The sequence below is a fragment of the Halovivax asiaticus JCM 14624 genome, assembly GCF_000337515.1.
GTDB classification, from domain to species: domain Archaea; phylum Halobacteriota; class Halobacteria; order Halobacteriales; family Natrialbaceae; genus Halovivax; species Halovivax asiaticus.
This window is the reverse complement of the sequence record NZ_AOIQ01000008.1, coordinates 129,282-145,737: the sequence shown is the minus strand read 5'-3', so window position 1 is coordinate 145,737 and position 16,456 is coordinate 129,282. Positions and strand designations below refer to the sequence as shown.

Here is a 16,456-nt window from a genome sequence, read left to right as displayed (position 1 = left end):
GTCGACGCCGAACTGGGGCTGCCGACGGCGATCGTGACCGACGAGATCGAACGAGAACGGTACCTCTTTTACCGGTCCACGTGACCCCTCGCGTATGCCCACGCTCGGACTGGTGGTCGCGCAGTTCAACCGGCCGATCACCGAGGAGATGGAGGCGGCGGCCCGCGAGGCCGCGGACGACGCCGGTGCCACGGTCGGTTCGGCCGTCTCGGTGCCCGGCGTCTACGACGCGCCCCTCGCGGCAGATCGGCTGGCGCGTCGCGACGAGATCGACGTGGTCGCCGTCATCGGGGCGGTCATCACCGGCGATACGGACCACGATCAGGTGATCACGGACGCCACCGCCCAGCGCCTGTCCGACGTGAGCCTCGAACGGGACACGCCGGTCACGCTCGGCGTCACCGGACCGGGGATGTCCGCCGCCGAAGCCAGAGAACGCGTCGAGAACGCCAAAAAAGCGGTCGACGGCGCACTCGACTTACTCACCGAACTACCCGACCCCTGACAGCCGAACGAAACCACCACACCAGCTCTATGCCCATGCACTACGCAGATCGCGTCACGAGAGTCGAACCGTCCGCAACGCTCGCCATCTCGGCGCTCGCCTCCGAACTCGAGGCCGAGGGCGCCGACGTCGTCGACCTGAGCGTCGGCGAACCCGACTTCCCCACGCCCGAGAACGTCGTCGAGGCTGGCCAGGATGCCATGGACGCCGGCCACACCGGCTACACCACCTCGAACGGAATTCCCGAACTCCGCGAAGCGATCGCCGACAAACTGCAGGCTGACGGGTTGAATTACGGTCCCGAGAACGTGATCGTCACCCCCGGTGCCAAGCAGTCGCTGTACGAGATCACCCAGACGCTCATCGACGGCGCTGACGGGCAGGGCCCGTCTGCTCGCGGGACGTCGTCCCGCGCTGGCGACGAGGTCGTCCTGCTCGACCCCGCGTGGGTCTCCTACGAGGCGATGGTGAAACTCGCCGGCGGCTCACTCGTCCGCGTCGATCTCTCGCCGTACGACTTCCGCCTCGAACCGGCCCTTCCCGACCTCGAGAACGTGATCAGCGACTCGACGGAGCTGCTGATCGTCAACTCCCCGTCGAACCCGACGGGCGCCGTCTACACCGACGCCGCGCTGGAGGGCGTCCGCGACCTCGCCGTCGAGCACGACGTCACCGTCGTCGCCGACGAGATCTACGGCGAGATCACCTACGACACCGACCCGACCAGCCTCGGCTCGCTCGACGGGATGGCCGAGCGCACCGTGACGGTCAACGGTTTCTCGAAGGCCTACTCGATGACCGGCTGGCGGCTGGGCTACTTCGCCGGGCCGGAGGAGCTCATCGACCAGGCGGGCAAACTCCACAGCCACTCGGTCTCCTGTGCCACCAACTTCGTCCAGCACGCCGGCGTCGAGGCGCTCGAACACACCGAGACGGCCGTCGACGAGATGGTCGACGCATTCGAGCAGCGACGCGACCTCCTGCTCGACCTGTTCGCCGACGCGGGTGTCGACGTGCCGACGCCGGACGGTGCGTTCTACATGATGCTACCTGTGGAGTCACCGGATACCGAGTGGTGTGAGGGCGCACTCGAAGACGCCCACGTCGCGACCGTCCCCGGCAGCGCCTTCGGCGCACCCGGCTATGCTCGCCTCTCCTACGCCGCCAGCGAGGAGCGCCTCCGCGAGGGCGTCGAGCGACTCGTCGACGCAGGCTACCTCTGAAACACCGCCCGTTTTCACACGTAAAATCGAATCGAGTTCCGCTCTCCGCCGTCTTCCATCGACGCCGACTCAGTGCCTGCGAACTCCCCCTGCCTTCTACCTTGCTCGACGGTGAAGGACGGACAATGACCTATCGAACGACTATCGGCTGGTCCCTCGTCTCCTCGGGACTCGTCACCCTCGCACTGATCGGCCTGCCCGGCGACTCGCTGTGGTGGGGGATCGGGTTGCTCGTCGTCGGCGTGATCGTACTGGTCGTGCGCCGAACGTGACAGTCTCGGCTCCCTGGCGGTGTTCGTCGACGGCTCACCTGCGTCGCGCTATAATCCGTTCGACGATCTGTCGGCTGGAGTAGAGTTCGTCGTCAGCCGGTTCGGCCCCGCTGGCCCGGCGGACGTCACACTCGATGTTCCGTCCGGCGAGTTCGTCGGCGAGGGCGTCCTCGTCGTGGTGCTGGTCGTGGCCGAGGGCGATCACGTCGGGATCGAGTTCCTCGATGGGCACGAAGATGTCCGACTCGTGGCCGAGGATGGCCCGATCGACCGGTTCCAGAGCGTCGACGATGTCCCGTCGCTGTGTCGCCGGACAGATCGGCTGGGCCTTGTGATCGACGTTCGAGCGACGCGCGACGATGACGACCAGTTCGTCGCCCATCGAGGCTGCGTCGCGCAGGTAGTGGGCGTGCCCGGGGTGAAGGATGTCGAACGTTCCCTGGGCGACGACGAGCGTCCTGTCCGGTTCGTCATCGCCACTTCGATCCGCTGTCTGGTCGTCGTCCCGGTCCGCTGTCCGGGAGGTGTCCCGGCTGCCCGCCGACGTTCCGTCGATACTGCCGTCCGTCTCGTCGCCGTCGCTCAGTTCCATTTGAGTTCCTCGTCGATGTCTTCCTGGGTGAAGTGAAAGAAGTCGTCCTCGTCGGGGACCTCGACGTCGATGACGTGCAACGTCGTCGGCTTCCCGTCCGAGTCGAACGCCTGCCAGTCGTGCCGTCCGTACGGCGCACCGATGATGACGTGGACCGATCCGCGCGTAAACGTGGCCAGATCGGCCTGGCTCGGTCGCAAGACGCCGTTCGGGTGCGAGTGGATGCTCCCCAGCGCCTTCGTGTCGTTCGGAATCGAATTCGTCTTGACGGTCGCGCTCACGCTGTTCTGGCTGGTCCCGGGGATCACCAGCACGTCGGTGATCACGAGCCCGTCCCGGTCGAGTCCCAGTCGGCTCGCCTCGGTCCCTCTGAGAAAGCCCATGTACTCGTTCGGGTGCGTCGCTTCGGAGGACTCGAGGACGAACTCGAGGGTCTCCTCGGCGATCCCGAGAATCTCGCTCGAGCGGAAGAGCCCGGAGAGCAGCCCCATGCCCGTCCCTCCGTGCTTGCCGTTGCTAAACGTTCCGGATGCGGACTACTGGTGGCCGGCCGGGAGGGGTTCACTCCAGCCGAGGAAGCGCCAGCGTGACGACGTTGCCGCCGTCTGCCGTCTCGTCGAAGGAGAGCGAGCCGCCGGAGCGCCGAACGATCAGTTCGACGAGCCAGAGGCCGAGTCCGGTGCCGTGAAACAGCGGTTCGGGCGTCCGCTCGCCGGTGAGGACGTCGCGTTCCATGTCCGGGATCACGGGGCCCTCGTCGACGATCACCACGTCGACCGTCTCGTCGGTCACCGTGGTACGGACGGCGATCCAGGGCGTGTCCTCACCGGTGTGGATGGCGGCGTTCTCGAGCACCTCGACGAACGCGCGTTCGAGTTCGGGTATCGCCGTGACCGTCGCCGACTCGATCGAGACCACCGTGGGCGTGACGTCGTGTCTGGAGCCGACGGTCTCGATGGCTCGTTCGATCGCACTGTCGATCGCGACGATCTCCCGGTCGTGTGGCGTCGTTAGTACGTCCACGATCGGCTGCGTCTTGTCGACGGTCGTCAGCAGGCCGTCGATTCGGTCGAGCATCGTCGTCGTCTCTTCTTCGAACCCTGTACTCTCCTCGGCGATCTTACTGGTGTAGCCGCGAACGACCGTCATGTCGTTGCGGAGGTTGTGGCGGAGCAGGTGACTGATGACCTGTAACTGGTCGGCCCGCTCGCGCCTGTCGGTGACGTCGATGATGAATCCCTGAAGTCGCGGTGTGGCGTCCGGGGCGGGCTCGATTTGGCGGCCACGCTCCCAGACCCACTTGGTCGTCCCGCCTGCAGTCGTGATCCGATAGGTGAACTCGAAGGCACCGGTCGATTCGAGTTCCTCGAAGACCACGTCAGCGACGCGTTCGCGGTCGTCCGGATGGATGACGTCACTCCCCCAGGTGATGGCGCCCGATTCGAGTTCGGCTGTGGTGTAGCCGGCGAGCCGTTCGACCTCGCCGGTGACGTACTCCATCGGCCACTCCGGCGTCGCCAGACATCGATAGACGATGCCGGGAAATCGGGCGGCGATCGATTCGAGCCGGTCACGCTCGTCGACTGCCGTCGCTGCCTGCCGACGATGGTCGAGGAGTGACGCGATCCGACAGGCGAGTTCGCCGATGGGCGTGATCTCGTCGGCCTTGTCCTCGCCGTCGTGCAGGAATCGATCGGCCGATTCGGCCGCCGGGACGCGCTGGACGTCGTTCACTCCGTTCTCGACGGCAGTGGCCGCAACGGCACTCGGTATCGCTCGACCGTACAGGACGACCGGGATAGCCGGTCGTTCTTCGCTCGCGGTTTCGAGGACGGTCGACGGAACGAGATCGTCCGCCGACGTCGACTCACCCGCGTCTGGCCGCTCTGCCCCGTCGAAAACGAGGACGACGCACCCGACGGATTCGGAGCGGAGCCGTCTTCGCACGACTTCCGGTCTGGCTTCGAAGTCGACGGTCAGGTCCGGTTGCTGCTCCTCGAGTGCCCCAGCGAGGTCGTCTCCCGCTCCCAGCTCGCGGTCGTGTACGATGACGCTGGTGGCCGGGTCGTCGTCCGATCTCGGGTCCGACTCGGTGGCTGGCCCCGTGAGACGACTCATGGCCCGGATTCGACACAGTGGCCTAAAAGTGTAGTGGCAACCCTGGCGACCGTACGCCTGAATAGCCGGGTTGTCAGCTCGATCGGCTCGGCCTCCTTCCCCGTGCGGGCCGGTTTCTCGCCGTGCTGGTGGTGCTGGTGGTGCTGGAGGCTGGGTGGCGATGGGGTGCCCAGGTCGAGAGCCGGCGGGCTGTGGCGTTTCGGAAAGGCGCTTGATAAGGGTTATACGCGACGGTCGCAAACGACCGGCAACGATGACACGCGAGACCGCCGGCGACGCCGGCGAGCCACGCGAGTCGGTCGTCTACGAGCTCGACCCGGAGTGTACTGCCGAGGAGGTCGAGCCCGAGACGCCGTATCTCGCGGAGATAAACGGTATCGTCGATTACGGTATCTTCGTCGATCTCTCGGAGCACGTTTCCGGACTGGTCCACGAGTCCGTTCTCGAAGGAACGTACCGCGTCGACGACGAACTGGTCGTCGAACTGGAGACGGTCAGAGACAACGGCGACCTCTCGTTCGCCCCCGCCGACGTCGAGGAGTACGAACTCGTCGCCGTCGAGCACGACGTCTCACTGACCGGGACGAATCGACTCGACGCGAACATCGGCGAGCAGATCCACGTCGAGGGCGAGATCGTCCAGATCAAGCAGACGGGCGGGCCGACGATCTTCCACGTCGCGGACGAACACGGTGTCGTCCCGGCCGCAGCCTTCGAAGAAGCAGGCGTTCGGGCCTATCCCGCCGTCGACGTCGGCGACGTCGCCCGCATCAACGCGACGGTCGAACGGCGAAACGACGCGATCCAGCTCGAAGTCGACGGACTCACCGTCCTCGACGGCGAGGACGCGGCGGACGCCAGCGACCGGCTGGAACGCGCCAGGGACGAACGTGCCGCGCCACACGAGGTCGACCCGCTCATCGACTGGCCCGCACTCGAGCCGCTTCGCGAGGAGCTGGCCGAGGTCGCTCGAACCCTGCGCCGGACCGTTCTCGAAGGGCGCCCGATCCGCGTGCGTCACCACGCCGACGGCGACGGGATGTGTGCCGCAGTCCCGCTCCAGCTCGCTCTCGAACGCTTCATCGCCGACGTCCACGAGTCGCCCGAGGCGCCGCGCCACCTCTTCAAACGCCTGCCATCGAAGGCGCCGTACTATGAACTCGAAGATTCGACGCGCGACCTCACGTTCGCGCTGGAGGACCGGGACAAACACGGCCAGCAACTCCCCATGTTGTTGATGCTCGACAACGGGTCGACCGCCGAGGACGTCCCCTCCTACGAGACGCTCGCTCACTACGACATCCCGATCCTGGCGATCGATCACCACCATCCGGACCCCGACGCCGTCGAAGACCTGCTCGACGCCCACGTGAACCCGTACCTCCACGACGAGGACTATCGGATCACGACCGGGATGCTCTGTGTCGAACTCGCCCGGATGATCTACCCCGACCTGTCGAACGATATCGAGCACCTGCCTGCGGTCGCCGGGCTCGCCGACCGTTCGAAGGCCGACGCCATGGGCAGGTACATCGACCTCGCGGTCGAGGCGGGCTACGACGAGGAGCATCTCCGCGACGTCAGCGAGGCGCTGGACTACGCGGCCCACTGGCTCCGATACAGCGCCGGGACGCCGTTGATCACCGACGTCCTGGGGATCGACACCGATCCCGACCATCACCGAGCCGTGGTCTCGTCGCTCGAGTCGAGCGCCACCGAGGCGATCCAGACGCAACTCGACGACGCGACGCCCCACCTCGAACACGAGTCACTCGACAACGGCGCCCACCTCTACCGGATCGACGTCGAGAACTATACCCATCGTTTCACCTACCCTGCCCCGGGCAAGACGACCGGCGAGATCCACGACGTGCAGGTCGAGGAGACCGGCGATCCGGTCATCACGGTGGGCTACGGTCCCGACTTCGCCGTCCTTCGCAGTGACGGCGTCCGACTGGACATCCCCGAGATGGTCGCCGAACTCAAAGCTGAGGTTCCGGGCGCCGGCATCTCCGGCGGCGGCCACCTCGTCGTCGGCTCGATCAAGTTCGTCCGCGGCAAGCGCGAGGAGGTCATCGACGCGCTCGTCGAGAAGATGGCCGATGCCCCGATCGACGAAGCGCTCTCGAGCGCGGCCCCGCTCGACGACTGATCACCTGCTGTCCGTTTTTCCGTTCGTCGCCGCCGTCTCCATCCCGGCGACCTTCGTTTTTCACCCGGGCGTGGTCCACTAGGCTTCCGACGGTGCGCCGTCGACGATCGCGACGCCGCTCGAGGCCCCGATGCGTTCGGCACCGGCCTCGATCATCGCCATCGCGTCGTCGTAGGAGCCGATCCCGCCGCTGGCCTTGACTGGAAGGTATTCGGCCATGAGACTGACGTCGTCGACGGTCGCGCCACCGTCGGCGAACCCGGTCGCCGTTTTGACCATCGCGGCGTCGGCCTCGGCGGCGGCCTCACAGGCGGTCCGGAGCTGGTCGGGCGTGAGCCGCGGCGCCTGAACGATCACCTTCACCGGGATCGGGACGGCGGCGACGACCTCGGCGAGTTCGTCCGTGACCGACTCGGTGTCTCCCGACAGGAGTCGGCCCACGTTACAGACGACGTCCAGTTCGTCCGCGCCGGCACGCCAGGCGGCGACGGCCTCCTCGACTTTCACGGCCGGCGCCTGCTGTCCGTGCGGAAAGCCGACGACCGTCGCGATCGTGAGGTCGGGGAACGTCTCGCGAACGTCCGGGAGGTAACACGGTGGGAGACAGGCGTTCATGCCGTAATCGACTGCCTCCTGACAGACGCGTCGTGTCTCTGACGCCGTCGTCTCCGGTCCGAGAACGGTGTGATCGATCCGTGGGGCGAGCGCCGTGCGGTCCATGGTCGGGGGCTCTCCCCGAGCCACCAAAAGCCGACGGGATCGTCCGCGACGGCCGGTTACCCTCACCACTGGTCGGATGATGGCTCTTCGTAGTCGATTCGACGGAGTGGGACGGCGATCGACTGGTATCGATGCCGATCGGTCGTAACCGCAACTTGTTTGACCCTGCTACGTACCTGTTAGTGCATGGTACTGCCGGAGGGATTCGCGATACCACCGTGGTATTTTACCGTGGTGTTACTGCTCGGAATTGCGGGCGTCGGTGCGCTGCTGTGGGCGATCGACCCGCCCGTGACCGACCGCACGGTGCTCGCCTTCGTCCCGTGGATGATGTTCGGGTCCACGCTGTACGTGCTGGGACGGGACCCGGTCAGTGCGTTCCCGGAGCCGATCGCGCCACTGTTCGAGGCTCCGAGTGTCTACGTTACGACGGCGATCCTGGCGGGATTCGTCTGGATCGTCGCGAACATCCTCCACGCAGGCGGGCTCTACCGGTCGATCCCCCGGTTCGTCGGCATCTGCGGAACGGCGTTCCTGTCGGTTTTCGCAACCGCCGCGATCATGACCGGTGTCGAGGGCGGGACGTTCACGCCGTTCTGGCCCGTCGTCGCCGTCGTGATTACCGGCATCGTCACGGCGATCGGCTGGTTCGCGCTGAGTCTGTGGGCGACGGAGGTCGCGGCTGTCACCGGTCTCACCGGCGCCCTGGTCTGTTTCGGCCAGGTGTTAGACGGGACGTCGACGGCGATCGGCTACGACGTGCTGGGTGCCGGTGAACAGGTTCCACTTTCGACGGCCATCCTCGGACTGGCCGGGGACCTCCCCACGGCCGAGTATATCGGCGCCGGCTGGCTGTTCGTCCTGGTGAAACTGACGCTCGCGCTCGTCGTCGTCTGGCTGTTCGCCGATCTGGTCCGGGATCGCCCACGCGCCGGCCGCATCGCGCTCGGCTTCGTCGCCGCCGTGGGTCTCGGCCCCGGCGTTCACAACCTGCTCCTGTTCACGATCTCCGGTTGAGGCGTTCGCGATCTTCGTTTCCGGTCAGCTACCGTTCTCACAGCCTCCGATCCAGCCGGCCGTTCCCATCAAGTGTGAGTGGGCGGGACACCTAAGCCGGGAGCGACCGTTCTCCGTGGTGAATGGACCGCTGTCTCGTCGCTGGCCACGTCAACTGGGACGTTACCCTCCGCGTCGATTCGCTTCCTCCCGTCGACGGTGAGGCGACGATTCGTGACCGACACTGTGGATGCGGTGGGAGCGCTGCGAACGTCGCGGTCGGGCTCGCCGGACTCGGCGTCGATGTCGACCTGATCGGCAGCGTCGGTGACGACGAGTGCGGCCGTGACGCCGTGGCGACCCTCGAGGGGGCTGGCGTGGACTGTACGGGAATTCGACGGATTCCCGACGCGACGACCGCTCGCAAGTACCTCGTGGTCGACGAATCTGGCGCCGTCTCCGTCCTCGGTGACGACGGCGCGAACGAGGCTGTCGGCCCGTCGGACGTCGATCCTGCCCTCGTTCGGCAGGCAGACCACGTTCACCTCACGGGCAATCGCCCGGAGACGACGGAGGCCATCGCGTCGCTGGCTGCCGAGGCGGGCGTGTCCGTCAGCTACGATCCCGGTCGGCAACTCACCGAGCGCTCGATCGAGGCTCCTATCGACCTGGTCGACGTGCTCTTCCTCTCGAGCCGGGAGGCGGACGCCATCCGCGCCACTGCGGCCGGTGAACGGGCGTTCGGCGAACGGACTGTCGTCGTCACGGACGGCGACGACGGCGCGGTCGTCCACGCCCCCAACGCAACCTCACACCACGCCGGATTCGACGTCGACACGACGGATACGTCGGGTGCAGGCGATGCGTTCGTCGCCGGCTTTCTCACGAACTGGTTACAGGCCGGTGACGTGGAACGGGCGCTTCGAGTTGGGAACGCCTGCGGGGCGCTCGCCACCAGGACGGTCGGTGCCCAGTCGTCACTCTCTCCGCAGCGGCTCGACTCGCTGCTTGCCGACTGTGAGATGTAACCCGTCACGACGAGCCGACAGACAGCGATCTACACGAGTGAGTGTCATACTCACGCACGGAGTTCTCACCCCTCGGTGTCTGACGGAAGCGATAAGGGGGCGGTCGTTGGCGGTGTATCTAGCCCGTCGGACAGACGGCAGAGAGACATGAGAGAGGCCAATACTACTGACTGCGGCCCGAAGCTGGGGATGCGCCGTGGGTGGGTGGAGTACAGTCGATCGACCGACGAACCGCCGAGCGTCGCCGTCGCGAAAGCCCTCGCCCAGTTCGAGGGCTGCTCACCGACGTCGATGGAGACGCCGCTGTACGAATTTATCGATCCGGACGCCCTCGATGCGCTGTTCGCGACCCGTCCCGACGAGACGTCGCGCGATCCAGGCGAGGTTCGCTTCGCGACCGAGACGGCGACGGTCGTGATCAGACTGGAGATGGTCCGGGTGTTCGAGCGGGTGAGCTGCTGAGCTCTCTACCCCGAACGCGAGAGTAGTTGCCACTCTAATTCGCAGCCACGAGCTGGGATCGCATTTCGTTCGGCGAATCGACCGGCATCGGCTGGATTTATCAGCGTCCCCGTCCCAGCAGTGGCTATGCGCGAGGAGACCGACGGGCCGACCGCGCCGACGGACTGGCGGTACCTGTTGACGACGCGTGGTACCGTCGGACTCGCGTTGGCGGTCGCAGTGCTGTCGATCGCGACCGCGTTCTTCAACATCGGCACCGGGGCGGTCACGGCCCAGGGTGCTCCGTACGTTCCGGACGCCGTCCAGGAGGCTGCCGGATTCACCGGCGCGCTCACCGGGTTCGTGATCGTCGCCAGCGTGCTCGCTCTCCGCCGCGGCCTGCGCGCCGGCTGGTGGGCGACGCTGTTGCTCATGCCGTTGACGGCCGCCCAGGGCTTCTTACAGTCGAGTCCGTACTCCGCTCCCCTGATCGCCCTCTCGCTGCTTGCGATTCCGGTGTTGCTCCTCACCCGCGAGCGGTTCGACGCCAGCCTATCGCTGGCGACTACCCAGCTCGCGGCCGGCGCCGCACTCGTCGCCGTCCAGGCCTACGGCACGCTCGGTAGCTACCACCTTCGGGAACACTTCGACGGCATCGACACGATCCTCGACGCTTTCTACTTCACGCTGATCACGTCGAGTACCGTCGGCTACGGCGACATTACACCGAATAGCGCTTCGACCCAGGGGCTGCTCTTTACCATGTCCGTCCTCGTTCTCGGTGTCGCCAGTTTCGGTATCGCGATCGGTGCTCTCGTCGGGCCCGCGATCCAGGCCCGCATCTCGAAAACCCTCGGAAAGATGACCGACTCACAACTGCAGACGCTAGACGACCACATCCTCGTGCTCGGGCACGGGGACCTGACCGAATCGATCATCGACGAACTCGCCGACGCTGGGACGCCGTTCGCCGTCGTCTCTCGCGACCTGGACGTTGGTGAGTCACTCTCGCTGGACGAGAGCGTGCCGGTCCTGTCCGCCAATCCAAGCGACGAAGCGCCACTCGAACGCGCTCGCATCGATCGTGCGCTGGCGATCGTCGTCGCGACGGACGACGACGCCACCGATGCGCTGGCGATCCTGACCGCCCGCGAACTTCGTCCCGAAGCCCGGATCGTCGCCGCGGCCACGGATCGTGAAAATGTGAAGAAACTGAAGCGTGCGGGTGCAGACTCGGTCATCAGCCCCTCACAACTCGGTGGCCACCTCCTCGTCAAGTCGGCACTCGACGGCGATTCGACCGCGATCGTCGACCGGATCCTCCGTGATGAATAATCGGCCTGCTTCGTACCGACGGCTGGCGACGTCCTCACGACCTGAGTGGCTCAGCCGGTGACGGTCGCAGTCCCGTCGCTGACTTCACCAAACCACGCCGTCGCGAGCGTGTCGAGTCGGTCCTCGGCGTCGGCGGCCGGAAGCACGTCCGTCGTCCCGCGCCACTCGATCGCGACCTTCGACACCGGCGCGAGGGCGAGTCCGGAGATCGTCACCGGACCAGCGGTGGTCCTGACGACCCAGGTCGTTCGCGTCCGGCCAGCTGCGAGTTCGACCGCCTCGACGCCGGTCCCGTCCTCGTCCCACCGCTCGGCGAGTCCGCTCGTGATCCGGTGGAGGCGGTGGCGCCCGCGAAGGTGTGCGATAACGCCACCGGTCGCGAGAATTCCGAAAGCGATGACGGCGAGCGAGAGCCCACCGAACGGAACGTTGACCGATGCAGCGAGTGCGGCGAGTCCTCCGACGACCGCGAGCAAGCGGAGATCTACGGGACGCGGGACGGAGCCATCCCAGCGGTCAGTCGACTGATCGTGCATGGAATTGATTCGATCGGCCAGGTGGTAGGCGGCAGGCTGTCTCACTGTAGCAGTTAAGGGGCGGGTGGGAGCCGATCGTCCGGTGGCGTCTCGCCATCTCGATCGTCGTCGGGCCGTTCTCGACGCTCGATCGTCACCGGCCTCGCGGCTGTCGATGGTGTCTCTCGGACCGGTCCAGTCGCCGTCGGCCCGTCGTCGAACCCGATGTAGCGCCGCCCGAGCAGAATCGCCCCGGCGAGTCCGGCCAGGACGACCAGGGCGAGCGAGACTGGTAGCGACCACTCCGACCCGTCGCTCCAGTCTCCCTCGAAGACCGACGCGTAGTACGCTGCGGGTTCCGTCCCGTGGAGGACCAGTGCCACCTCGCGATTTTCGGTGAGCGAATTGTCGTTCCAGTTGATGCTCCCGAGGACGGTCGTCTCGCCGTCGATGATCACTCCTTTCGCGTGAATCTTCTCGAACCGGTCGCCTCCGTCTGCGAGACGCACGTCGATCGGGATATCCTCGCTCGCCGCGGCGGCCTCAATGCGGTCGGCGAGCGCCCGATTCTCCTCGTCGACGTACCAGGTACCGTCGAGCAGCAGGTCGACGTCGACGCCGTCGTGAGCCGCAGCGAGCGCCGCCTCGAGCAACACGAAGTCGGGTTCACCGATGTCAACTTGGACGATCTGGATGGATTCGTCGGCGCCGTCGATCAGTTCTCGGAGCCGTGTGCCGGCGTTGTCGGGGGCGAGGAGGAGTTCGACCTCGTCGACGTCGGCGACTGCGGGTTCGTGTCGCTCCGGAAACGACTGACTGGTATCTGTCTCGGCGTATTCTGGCGCCCCGTCGTCGACGAACTCGAGCGACGGGAGTCGCTCCGACCAGGTGGCGGTGTCGCGTCCGCTTGCGTCGGCGTCGAACACGGCGCCGAGCGCGTCGGCCAGCTCGGGGTCAGACACGACGACGCCCCAGCCACGACTCGACTCGCCGCCGACGCCGGCCGGTTTCCAGTTCTCCGTCGTCACGAGGACGGTGTCGTCGACCACGGCGTACTTCGGATGGTGGTAATCGTACCGATCACCCTCCCCACCGATCGTGCGAACAGTCGCCCCAGCTCGGTCGAGTTCCGTCAACAGGGGACGCGTCGCTTCGGGAAGGCCGCCCACCGGGCTCGTCTCGACGAGGATCTCGACATCGACGCCCCGATCGATCGCATCGTGGAGTGCCTGCTGGACGTCGCCGTCCGTGAAGGTGTAGCCCGCCAGTCGGATCCGCTCTTTCGCACTCGCGAGGGTCTCGGTGACGACCGTCGGCGAGTCGGGGAGGACGAACGTCGTCGCGTCGTCGACGTCGAACGTGGAAACGGGGTAACACGTTCGTCCCTGTGACCACCACTCGCCGCGGCGAATCGCTTGCGACGAGGTCGACGTCGTGTTGCCGTCAGGCGTTCCTGTTCGGTACCAGATTGCTCCCTCGGGTGCGTCGTCGTAGGTCACTCGGTCGACCGTCCCGTTCGAGCCCGACAGGGTAAGCGTCTCCCCATCCGCGGCAAATCTGAGATGGTCCTGTAACTTGACGACTGGGTAGTCGGTGAGTTCCCGGGTCACGTTCGGATCGAGGCTGACGGCGACCCGCCCGGCCGGTCGATCGGTCGGAACTCGCGCCGTGGTGTACCCGTCGGAGAGGGTGAGCGGCGTGCTTGCGTTCGCATGGTCGACGACGACGTACTCGCCGACGTTGCCGTCCGTCGGTGGGTTCGGATAGAGTTCGACGATCCGGGGCGACGAAGCGCGGTGGCGCTGGCTGTTCGTCACGACACTGCAGTTCGGCCCGCTGGTCGATGCGACGCTGGCCCGAAGCGATCGCTCGACGATCGGATTCGGGTCGTCCGGCCCGGATGTACTCACTGCCTGAACGATTCCAGGCCCGCCACCGTCGGTTGCGGTCCCGATGGGTGCGGCGCCGACGCAGGCCGCGAGACAGACGAGCACACTGAGGCTCACCCGGAGGATACACGTCGCTCGCCGTGCGTGGTTCGGCTTCGTGGCGGGGACTGCTGCGGCCCGTCGGGTCACGGTTTCGGGTGGCCGCGGCTTCCGACTTAAACTAGCGGATCGAAACAGTGGCGACTGGCGGGTCCTAGTGGCGTCGACGAGTGGATCGAAGCGGTGGAGGGGACCGTCTCGACACGGGGCGACGAATCGGACGCCTTACTGTGCTCTCTGGGCTTCGGCCTGGACGAGGTAGACCCGATCGTCGGCGTAGGGGGTGACCTCGGCCAGTGCGTCTTCGGTGCCGATCTGTCGGAGTGCCCACGCGGCGCTGGCGCGGACGGTGTCGCTCTCGTCGTCCGCGAGCACGTCTGCGAGCGGAGCAATGGCTCGCGTATCGCCGATGAGTCCCAGCGAGCGAGCCGCGCGACTGCGGATCGTCTCGTCGTCGTCCGCGAGCTGGTTCGCGATCGGCTGGACGGCCTCGTCGGTCCCCAGCTGACCGAGGGCGCGCATCGTGGTCGTCCGCATCGCGACGTCGCCGGTGTCGACGTAGTCGAGCAGGGTGTCGACAGCCGCGTCGTCTGGTTCGCCGATCGCGCCGAGGACGGCGATCGCGTTCTCGTCGCGACGATTTGCCTTCTGGACCATGGTGTCGATGGCTGCCGGATCAGCCAACCGCTCCAGTGCCTCGAAGCAGTGTTTCTCCATATAATCCGAGTCGAGCGACTCGAGCGCGAGCAGGATCATCTCGACGTTTTCCTGGCGCTGGTGGACCTTGAGCGCGTGCCACTCCGGCGGGAAGTCCTTGACGTGATCGAGGACGTCGTAGAACCCCTCCCGACGGAGCTGTTCGCGCACTTCGAGGTCGTCCCAGGCGGTCGCGTCGTCGACGCCGGACTGGAGGTCGTCCGCGATCTCGAGGAGCGTCGCGATCGTCGCCGCGTCGTCGTCAGCGTCGAGTCCGGCGGCCTCGACCGCCTCGTCCGCATCGTCGAGCGTCGCCACGAGTCCGTCGATCGCCGCGTCGATTCGGTCGTCGATGGCGGCACGCCTCGCACCCGGATCGTCCGCTGCCGGACGATCGGCCTCGGCAGCGTCGTCGGCCGCTGGCTCGCCGTCGGACGCGTCGAACGCCGATTCGTCGACGGGCTCGATCGCAGCCTCGTCGGCGCCGAGCGTCTCGACGATCTCCGCGCGGGCGGTAGCGACGACGGTGCGGAGGTCGTCGACTCCTTCTGCGGTCCAGCGCGTCGAGTCGATATCGCTTCGGGCGCTCGATAGTTCGTCGCGGACGTCTTCGCCGTAGGGGCCACGCTGGTCCTCGATCCCCGATTCGACGTCGTCGAGCGCGTCGCCGAGTTCGTCGTGGTCGTCTCTGACGTCCTCGTAGGGATCTTCCGGAGGTTCTTCGTCCTCGTCGTCCGGTTCCTCCGGTGGCTCTGGAATCTCGTCGATCGCCTCGTACTCCTCACGAACGTCGGCGAGATCGGCTTCGACCGCGTCGAGGTCCGGCTCGGTCTCGGCCGCCTCGAGGGCGGCTTCGAGCTCGTCGACCCGCTCGCTGACGGCTGCGAGTGCCGACTCGAACTCGCCAACGGGGGCTGCGTCGTCCGCCGATTCGTCGTCGGCGTCGTCCCCGTCGCTCATGCCCGCACCTCCGCGCGGTCGGGTGACCGCCGATAGCTGGGCGTCTTCATACCCGCCGTTCTGGTACAAATCCCCCTAAGCGTTTCCATACACCCGGGCGGCGAACGCGCCGCCGCGCCAGTAGAGCCAGGGGCCGAAGACGAGGTAGGCGACGCCGAGGGTCAAGAGGCCGTAGGGGAACGTCCGGCCGGCGAACGAGGGGATCGCGACGGCGAGCACGTGGACGACGCCCATCAAGAGCGCATCCCGGGCGAGTAGCTCCGGGTAACGAATCGTCGACACCATCAGGTAGGAGAAGGCGACGGTGAGTCCGAGGACGACGGCGGGTTCGTCGACGCCCGCGAGGATGGCCGCGCCGAGGATCGTCGCGGCGAGTGTCGTCTGGACGCCCTCCGTACACTCTGATGCGGTGTCGTAGGCGGTGTAGAGCCCGAGTCTGGCGACGGCCATCGCGACGAACGTGGCACAGACGACGGCGATCCCCGCCAGTTCGACGCTCGGACTCGTCTGGCTGACGTCGAAGCCGCGCGTGAGGACCACGTACGCGAGCGTCGCGGGCGCGACGGCGAAGGAGGCCACGTCGGCCAGCGAGTCGAGGTAGGGACCGGCCGCCGTCCCGCCGTAGCGGCGGGCGAGGACGCCGTCGAGCCCGTCGAGGACGGCTGCGAGGAGGACGAGCCGAGCGGCGAGCCGAACGTCGACGAACGCGAAGACGACGGCCAGAAAGCCGAGCGCCGCGTTTCCGATCGTGACGACGTCGGCGACGCCCAGCCGACCGACGAACCGGGGTCGCATATACGTCTCCGTGGCGCGGCACCGACCTTACGTGTTCCGTCTCGGCGTGAGGGTGGGTGAGTGGGTGACTCCTCCATCGTCGTCCATTCCCAGCGCGTGGGTGCGAACCGCGCGGGTTAA

Annotated in this window: 16 protein-coding genes; 8 read left to right on the top strand and 8 right to left on the bottom strand. The window is 66.7% G+C overall.

Annotated features, from left to right (window positions below):
• Positions 1 to 94: 94 nt before the first annotated feature.
• The 3 genes from ribH (at position 95) to C479_RS16475 (ending at position 2,000) form a co-directional block, all read left to right on the top strand.
• Positions 95 to 505: a 6,7-dimethyl-8-ribityllumazine synthase gene (gene ribH / locus C479_RS04545; protein WP_007698519.1), complete on the top strand. Its 411-nt coding sequence runs from the start codon at positions 95 to 97 to the stop codon at positions 503 to 505.
• A 29-nt stretch (positions 506 to 534) separates the two neighbouring features.
• A complete protein-coding gene (locus tag C479_RS04540) occupies positions 535 to 1,728 on the top strand; it encodes a pyridoxal phosphate-dependent aminotransferase (protein WP_007698516.1) in 1,194 nt (397 codons plus the stop codon).
• 125 nt (positions 1,729 to 1,853) lie between these two features.
• On the top strand, positions 1,854 to 2,000 hold the full coding sequence (locus C479_RS16475) for a hypothetical protein (protein ID WP_007698513.1): 147 nt from the start codon (positions 1,854 to 1,856) through the stop codon (positions 1,998 to 2,000).
• A gap of 34 nt (positions 2,001 to 2,034) precedes the next feature.
• Here C479_RS16475 and C479_RS04535 read toward each other — a convergent pair whose 3' ends face one another.
• From C479_RS04535 to C479_RS04525, 3 genes are all read right to left on the bottom strand, one after another.
• Positions 2,035 to 2,592: an adenylyltransferase/cytidyltransferase family protein gene (locus tag C479_RS04535; protein WP_007698511.1), complete on the bottom strand. Its 558-nt coding sequence runs from the start codon at positions 2,590 to 2,592 to the stop codon at positions 2,035 to 2,037.
• Positions 2,583 to 3,083: a Mov34/MPN/PAD-1 family protein gene (locus C479_RS04530; protein ID WP_007698509.1), complete on the bottom strand. Its 501-nt coding sequence runs from the start codon at positions 3,081 to 3,083 to the stop codon at positions 2,583 to 2,585. The genes C479_RS04535 and C479_RS04530 overlap by 10 nt, the downstream gene beginning before the upstream one ends.
• A 70-nt stretch (positions 3,084 to 3,153) precedes the next feature.
• Positions 3,154 to 4,710, bottom strand: coding sequence for a PAS domain-containing sensor histidine kinase (locus tag C479_RS04525; RefSeq protein ID WP_007698506.1), 1,557 nt, complete (start codon positions 4,708 to 4,710; stop codon positions 3,154 to 3,156).
• 253 nt (positions 4,711 to 4,963) lie between these two features.
• On the opposite strand from C479_RS04525, the gene C479_RS04520 reads away from it, so the two are divergent.
• A complete protein-coding gene (locus C479_RS04520; RefSeq protein ID WP_007698503.1) occupies positions 4,964 to 6,862 on the top strand; it encodes a DHH family phosphoesterase in 1,899 nt (632 codons plus the stop codon).
• Positions 6,863 to 6,940: 78 nt separating this feature from the next.
• On the opposite strand, the gene deoC is transcribed toward C479_RS04520, so the two are convergent.
• A complete protein-coding gene (deoC, locus tag C479_RS04515; protein ID WP_007698501.1) occupies positions 6,941 to 7,582 on the bottom strand; it encodes a deoxyribose-phosphate aldolase in 642 nt (213 codons plus the stop codon).
• A gap of 186 nt (positions 7,583 to 7,768) precedes the next feature.
• On the opposite strand from deoC, the gene C479_RS04510 reads away from it, so the two are divergent.
• The 4 genes from C479_RS04510 (at position 7,769) to C479_RS04495 (ending at position 11,382) form a co-directional block, all read left to right on the top strand.
• Positions 7,769 to 8,599 (top strand): DUF63 family protein, encoded by an 831-nt coding sequence (locus tag C479_RS04510; RefSeq protein ID WP_007698493.1) that lies wholly within the window; start codon positions 7,769 to 7,771, stop codon positions 8,597 to 8,599.
• A gap of 122 nt (positions 8,600 to 8,721) precedes the next feature.
• Positions 8,722 to 9,606 (top strand): carbohydrate kinase family protein, encoded by an 885-nt coding sequence (locus tag C479_RS04505; protein ID WP_007698490.1) that lies wholly within the window; start codon positions 8,722 to 8,724, stop codon positions 9,604 to 9,606.
• Between the two features lie 147 nt (positions 9,607 to 9,753).
• Complete coding sequence (locus tag C479_RS04500; RefSeq protein ID WP_049907069.1) at positions 9,754 to 10,068, top strand: HalOD1 output domain-containing protein; 315 nt, start codon at positions 9,754 to 9,756, stop codon at positions 10,066 to 10,068.
• A 126-nt stretch (positions 10,069 to 10,194) separates the two neighbouring features.
• Complete coding sequence (locus C479_RS04495) at positions 10,195 to 11,382, top strand: NAD-binding protein (RefSeq protein ID WP_007698480.1); 1,188 nt, start codon at positions 10,195 to 10,197, stop codon at positions 11,380 to 11,382.
• A 50-nt stretch (positions 11,383 to 11,432) separates the two neighbouring features.
• Here C479_RS04495 and C479_RS04490 read toward each other — a convergent pair whose 3' ends face one another.
• The 4 genes from C479_RS04490 to C479_RS04475 form a co-directional block, all read right to left on the bottom strand.
• Entirely contained in the window at positions 11,433 to 11,918 is a 486-nt protein-coding gene (locus tag C479_RS04490) for a hypothetical protein (RefSeq protein WP_007698478.1), read from the bottom strand.
• Positions 11,919 to 11,971: 53 nt separating this feature from the next.
• On the bottom strand, positions 11,972 to 13,903 hold the full coding sequence (locus C479_RS04485; protein WP_007698475.1) for a phospholipase D-like domain-containing protein: 1,932 nt from the start codon (positions 13,901 to 13,903) through the stop codon (positions 11,972 to 11,974).
• Positions 13,904 to 14,110: 207 nt separating this feature from the next.
• Positions 14,111 to 15,541, bottom strand: a complete 1,431-nt coding sequence (locus C479_RS04480; RefSeq protein WP_007698474.1) for a HEAT repeat domain-containing protein — start codon at positions 15,539 to 15,541, stop codon at positions 14,111 to 14,113.
• A 75-nt stretch (positions 15,542 to 15,616) separates the two neighbouring features.
• Positions 15,617 to 16,336, bottom strand: a complete 720-nt coding sequence (locus C479_RS04475; RefSeq protein WP_007698473.1) for a protein sorting system archaetidylserine synthase — start codon at positions 16,334 to 16,336, stop codon at positions 15,617 to 15,619.
• Between the last annotated feature and the right edge of the window lie 120 nt (positions 16,337 to 16,456).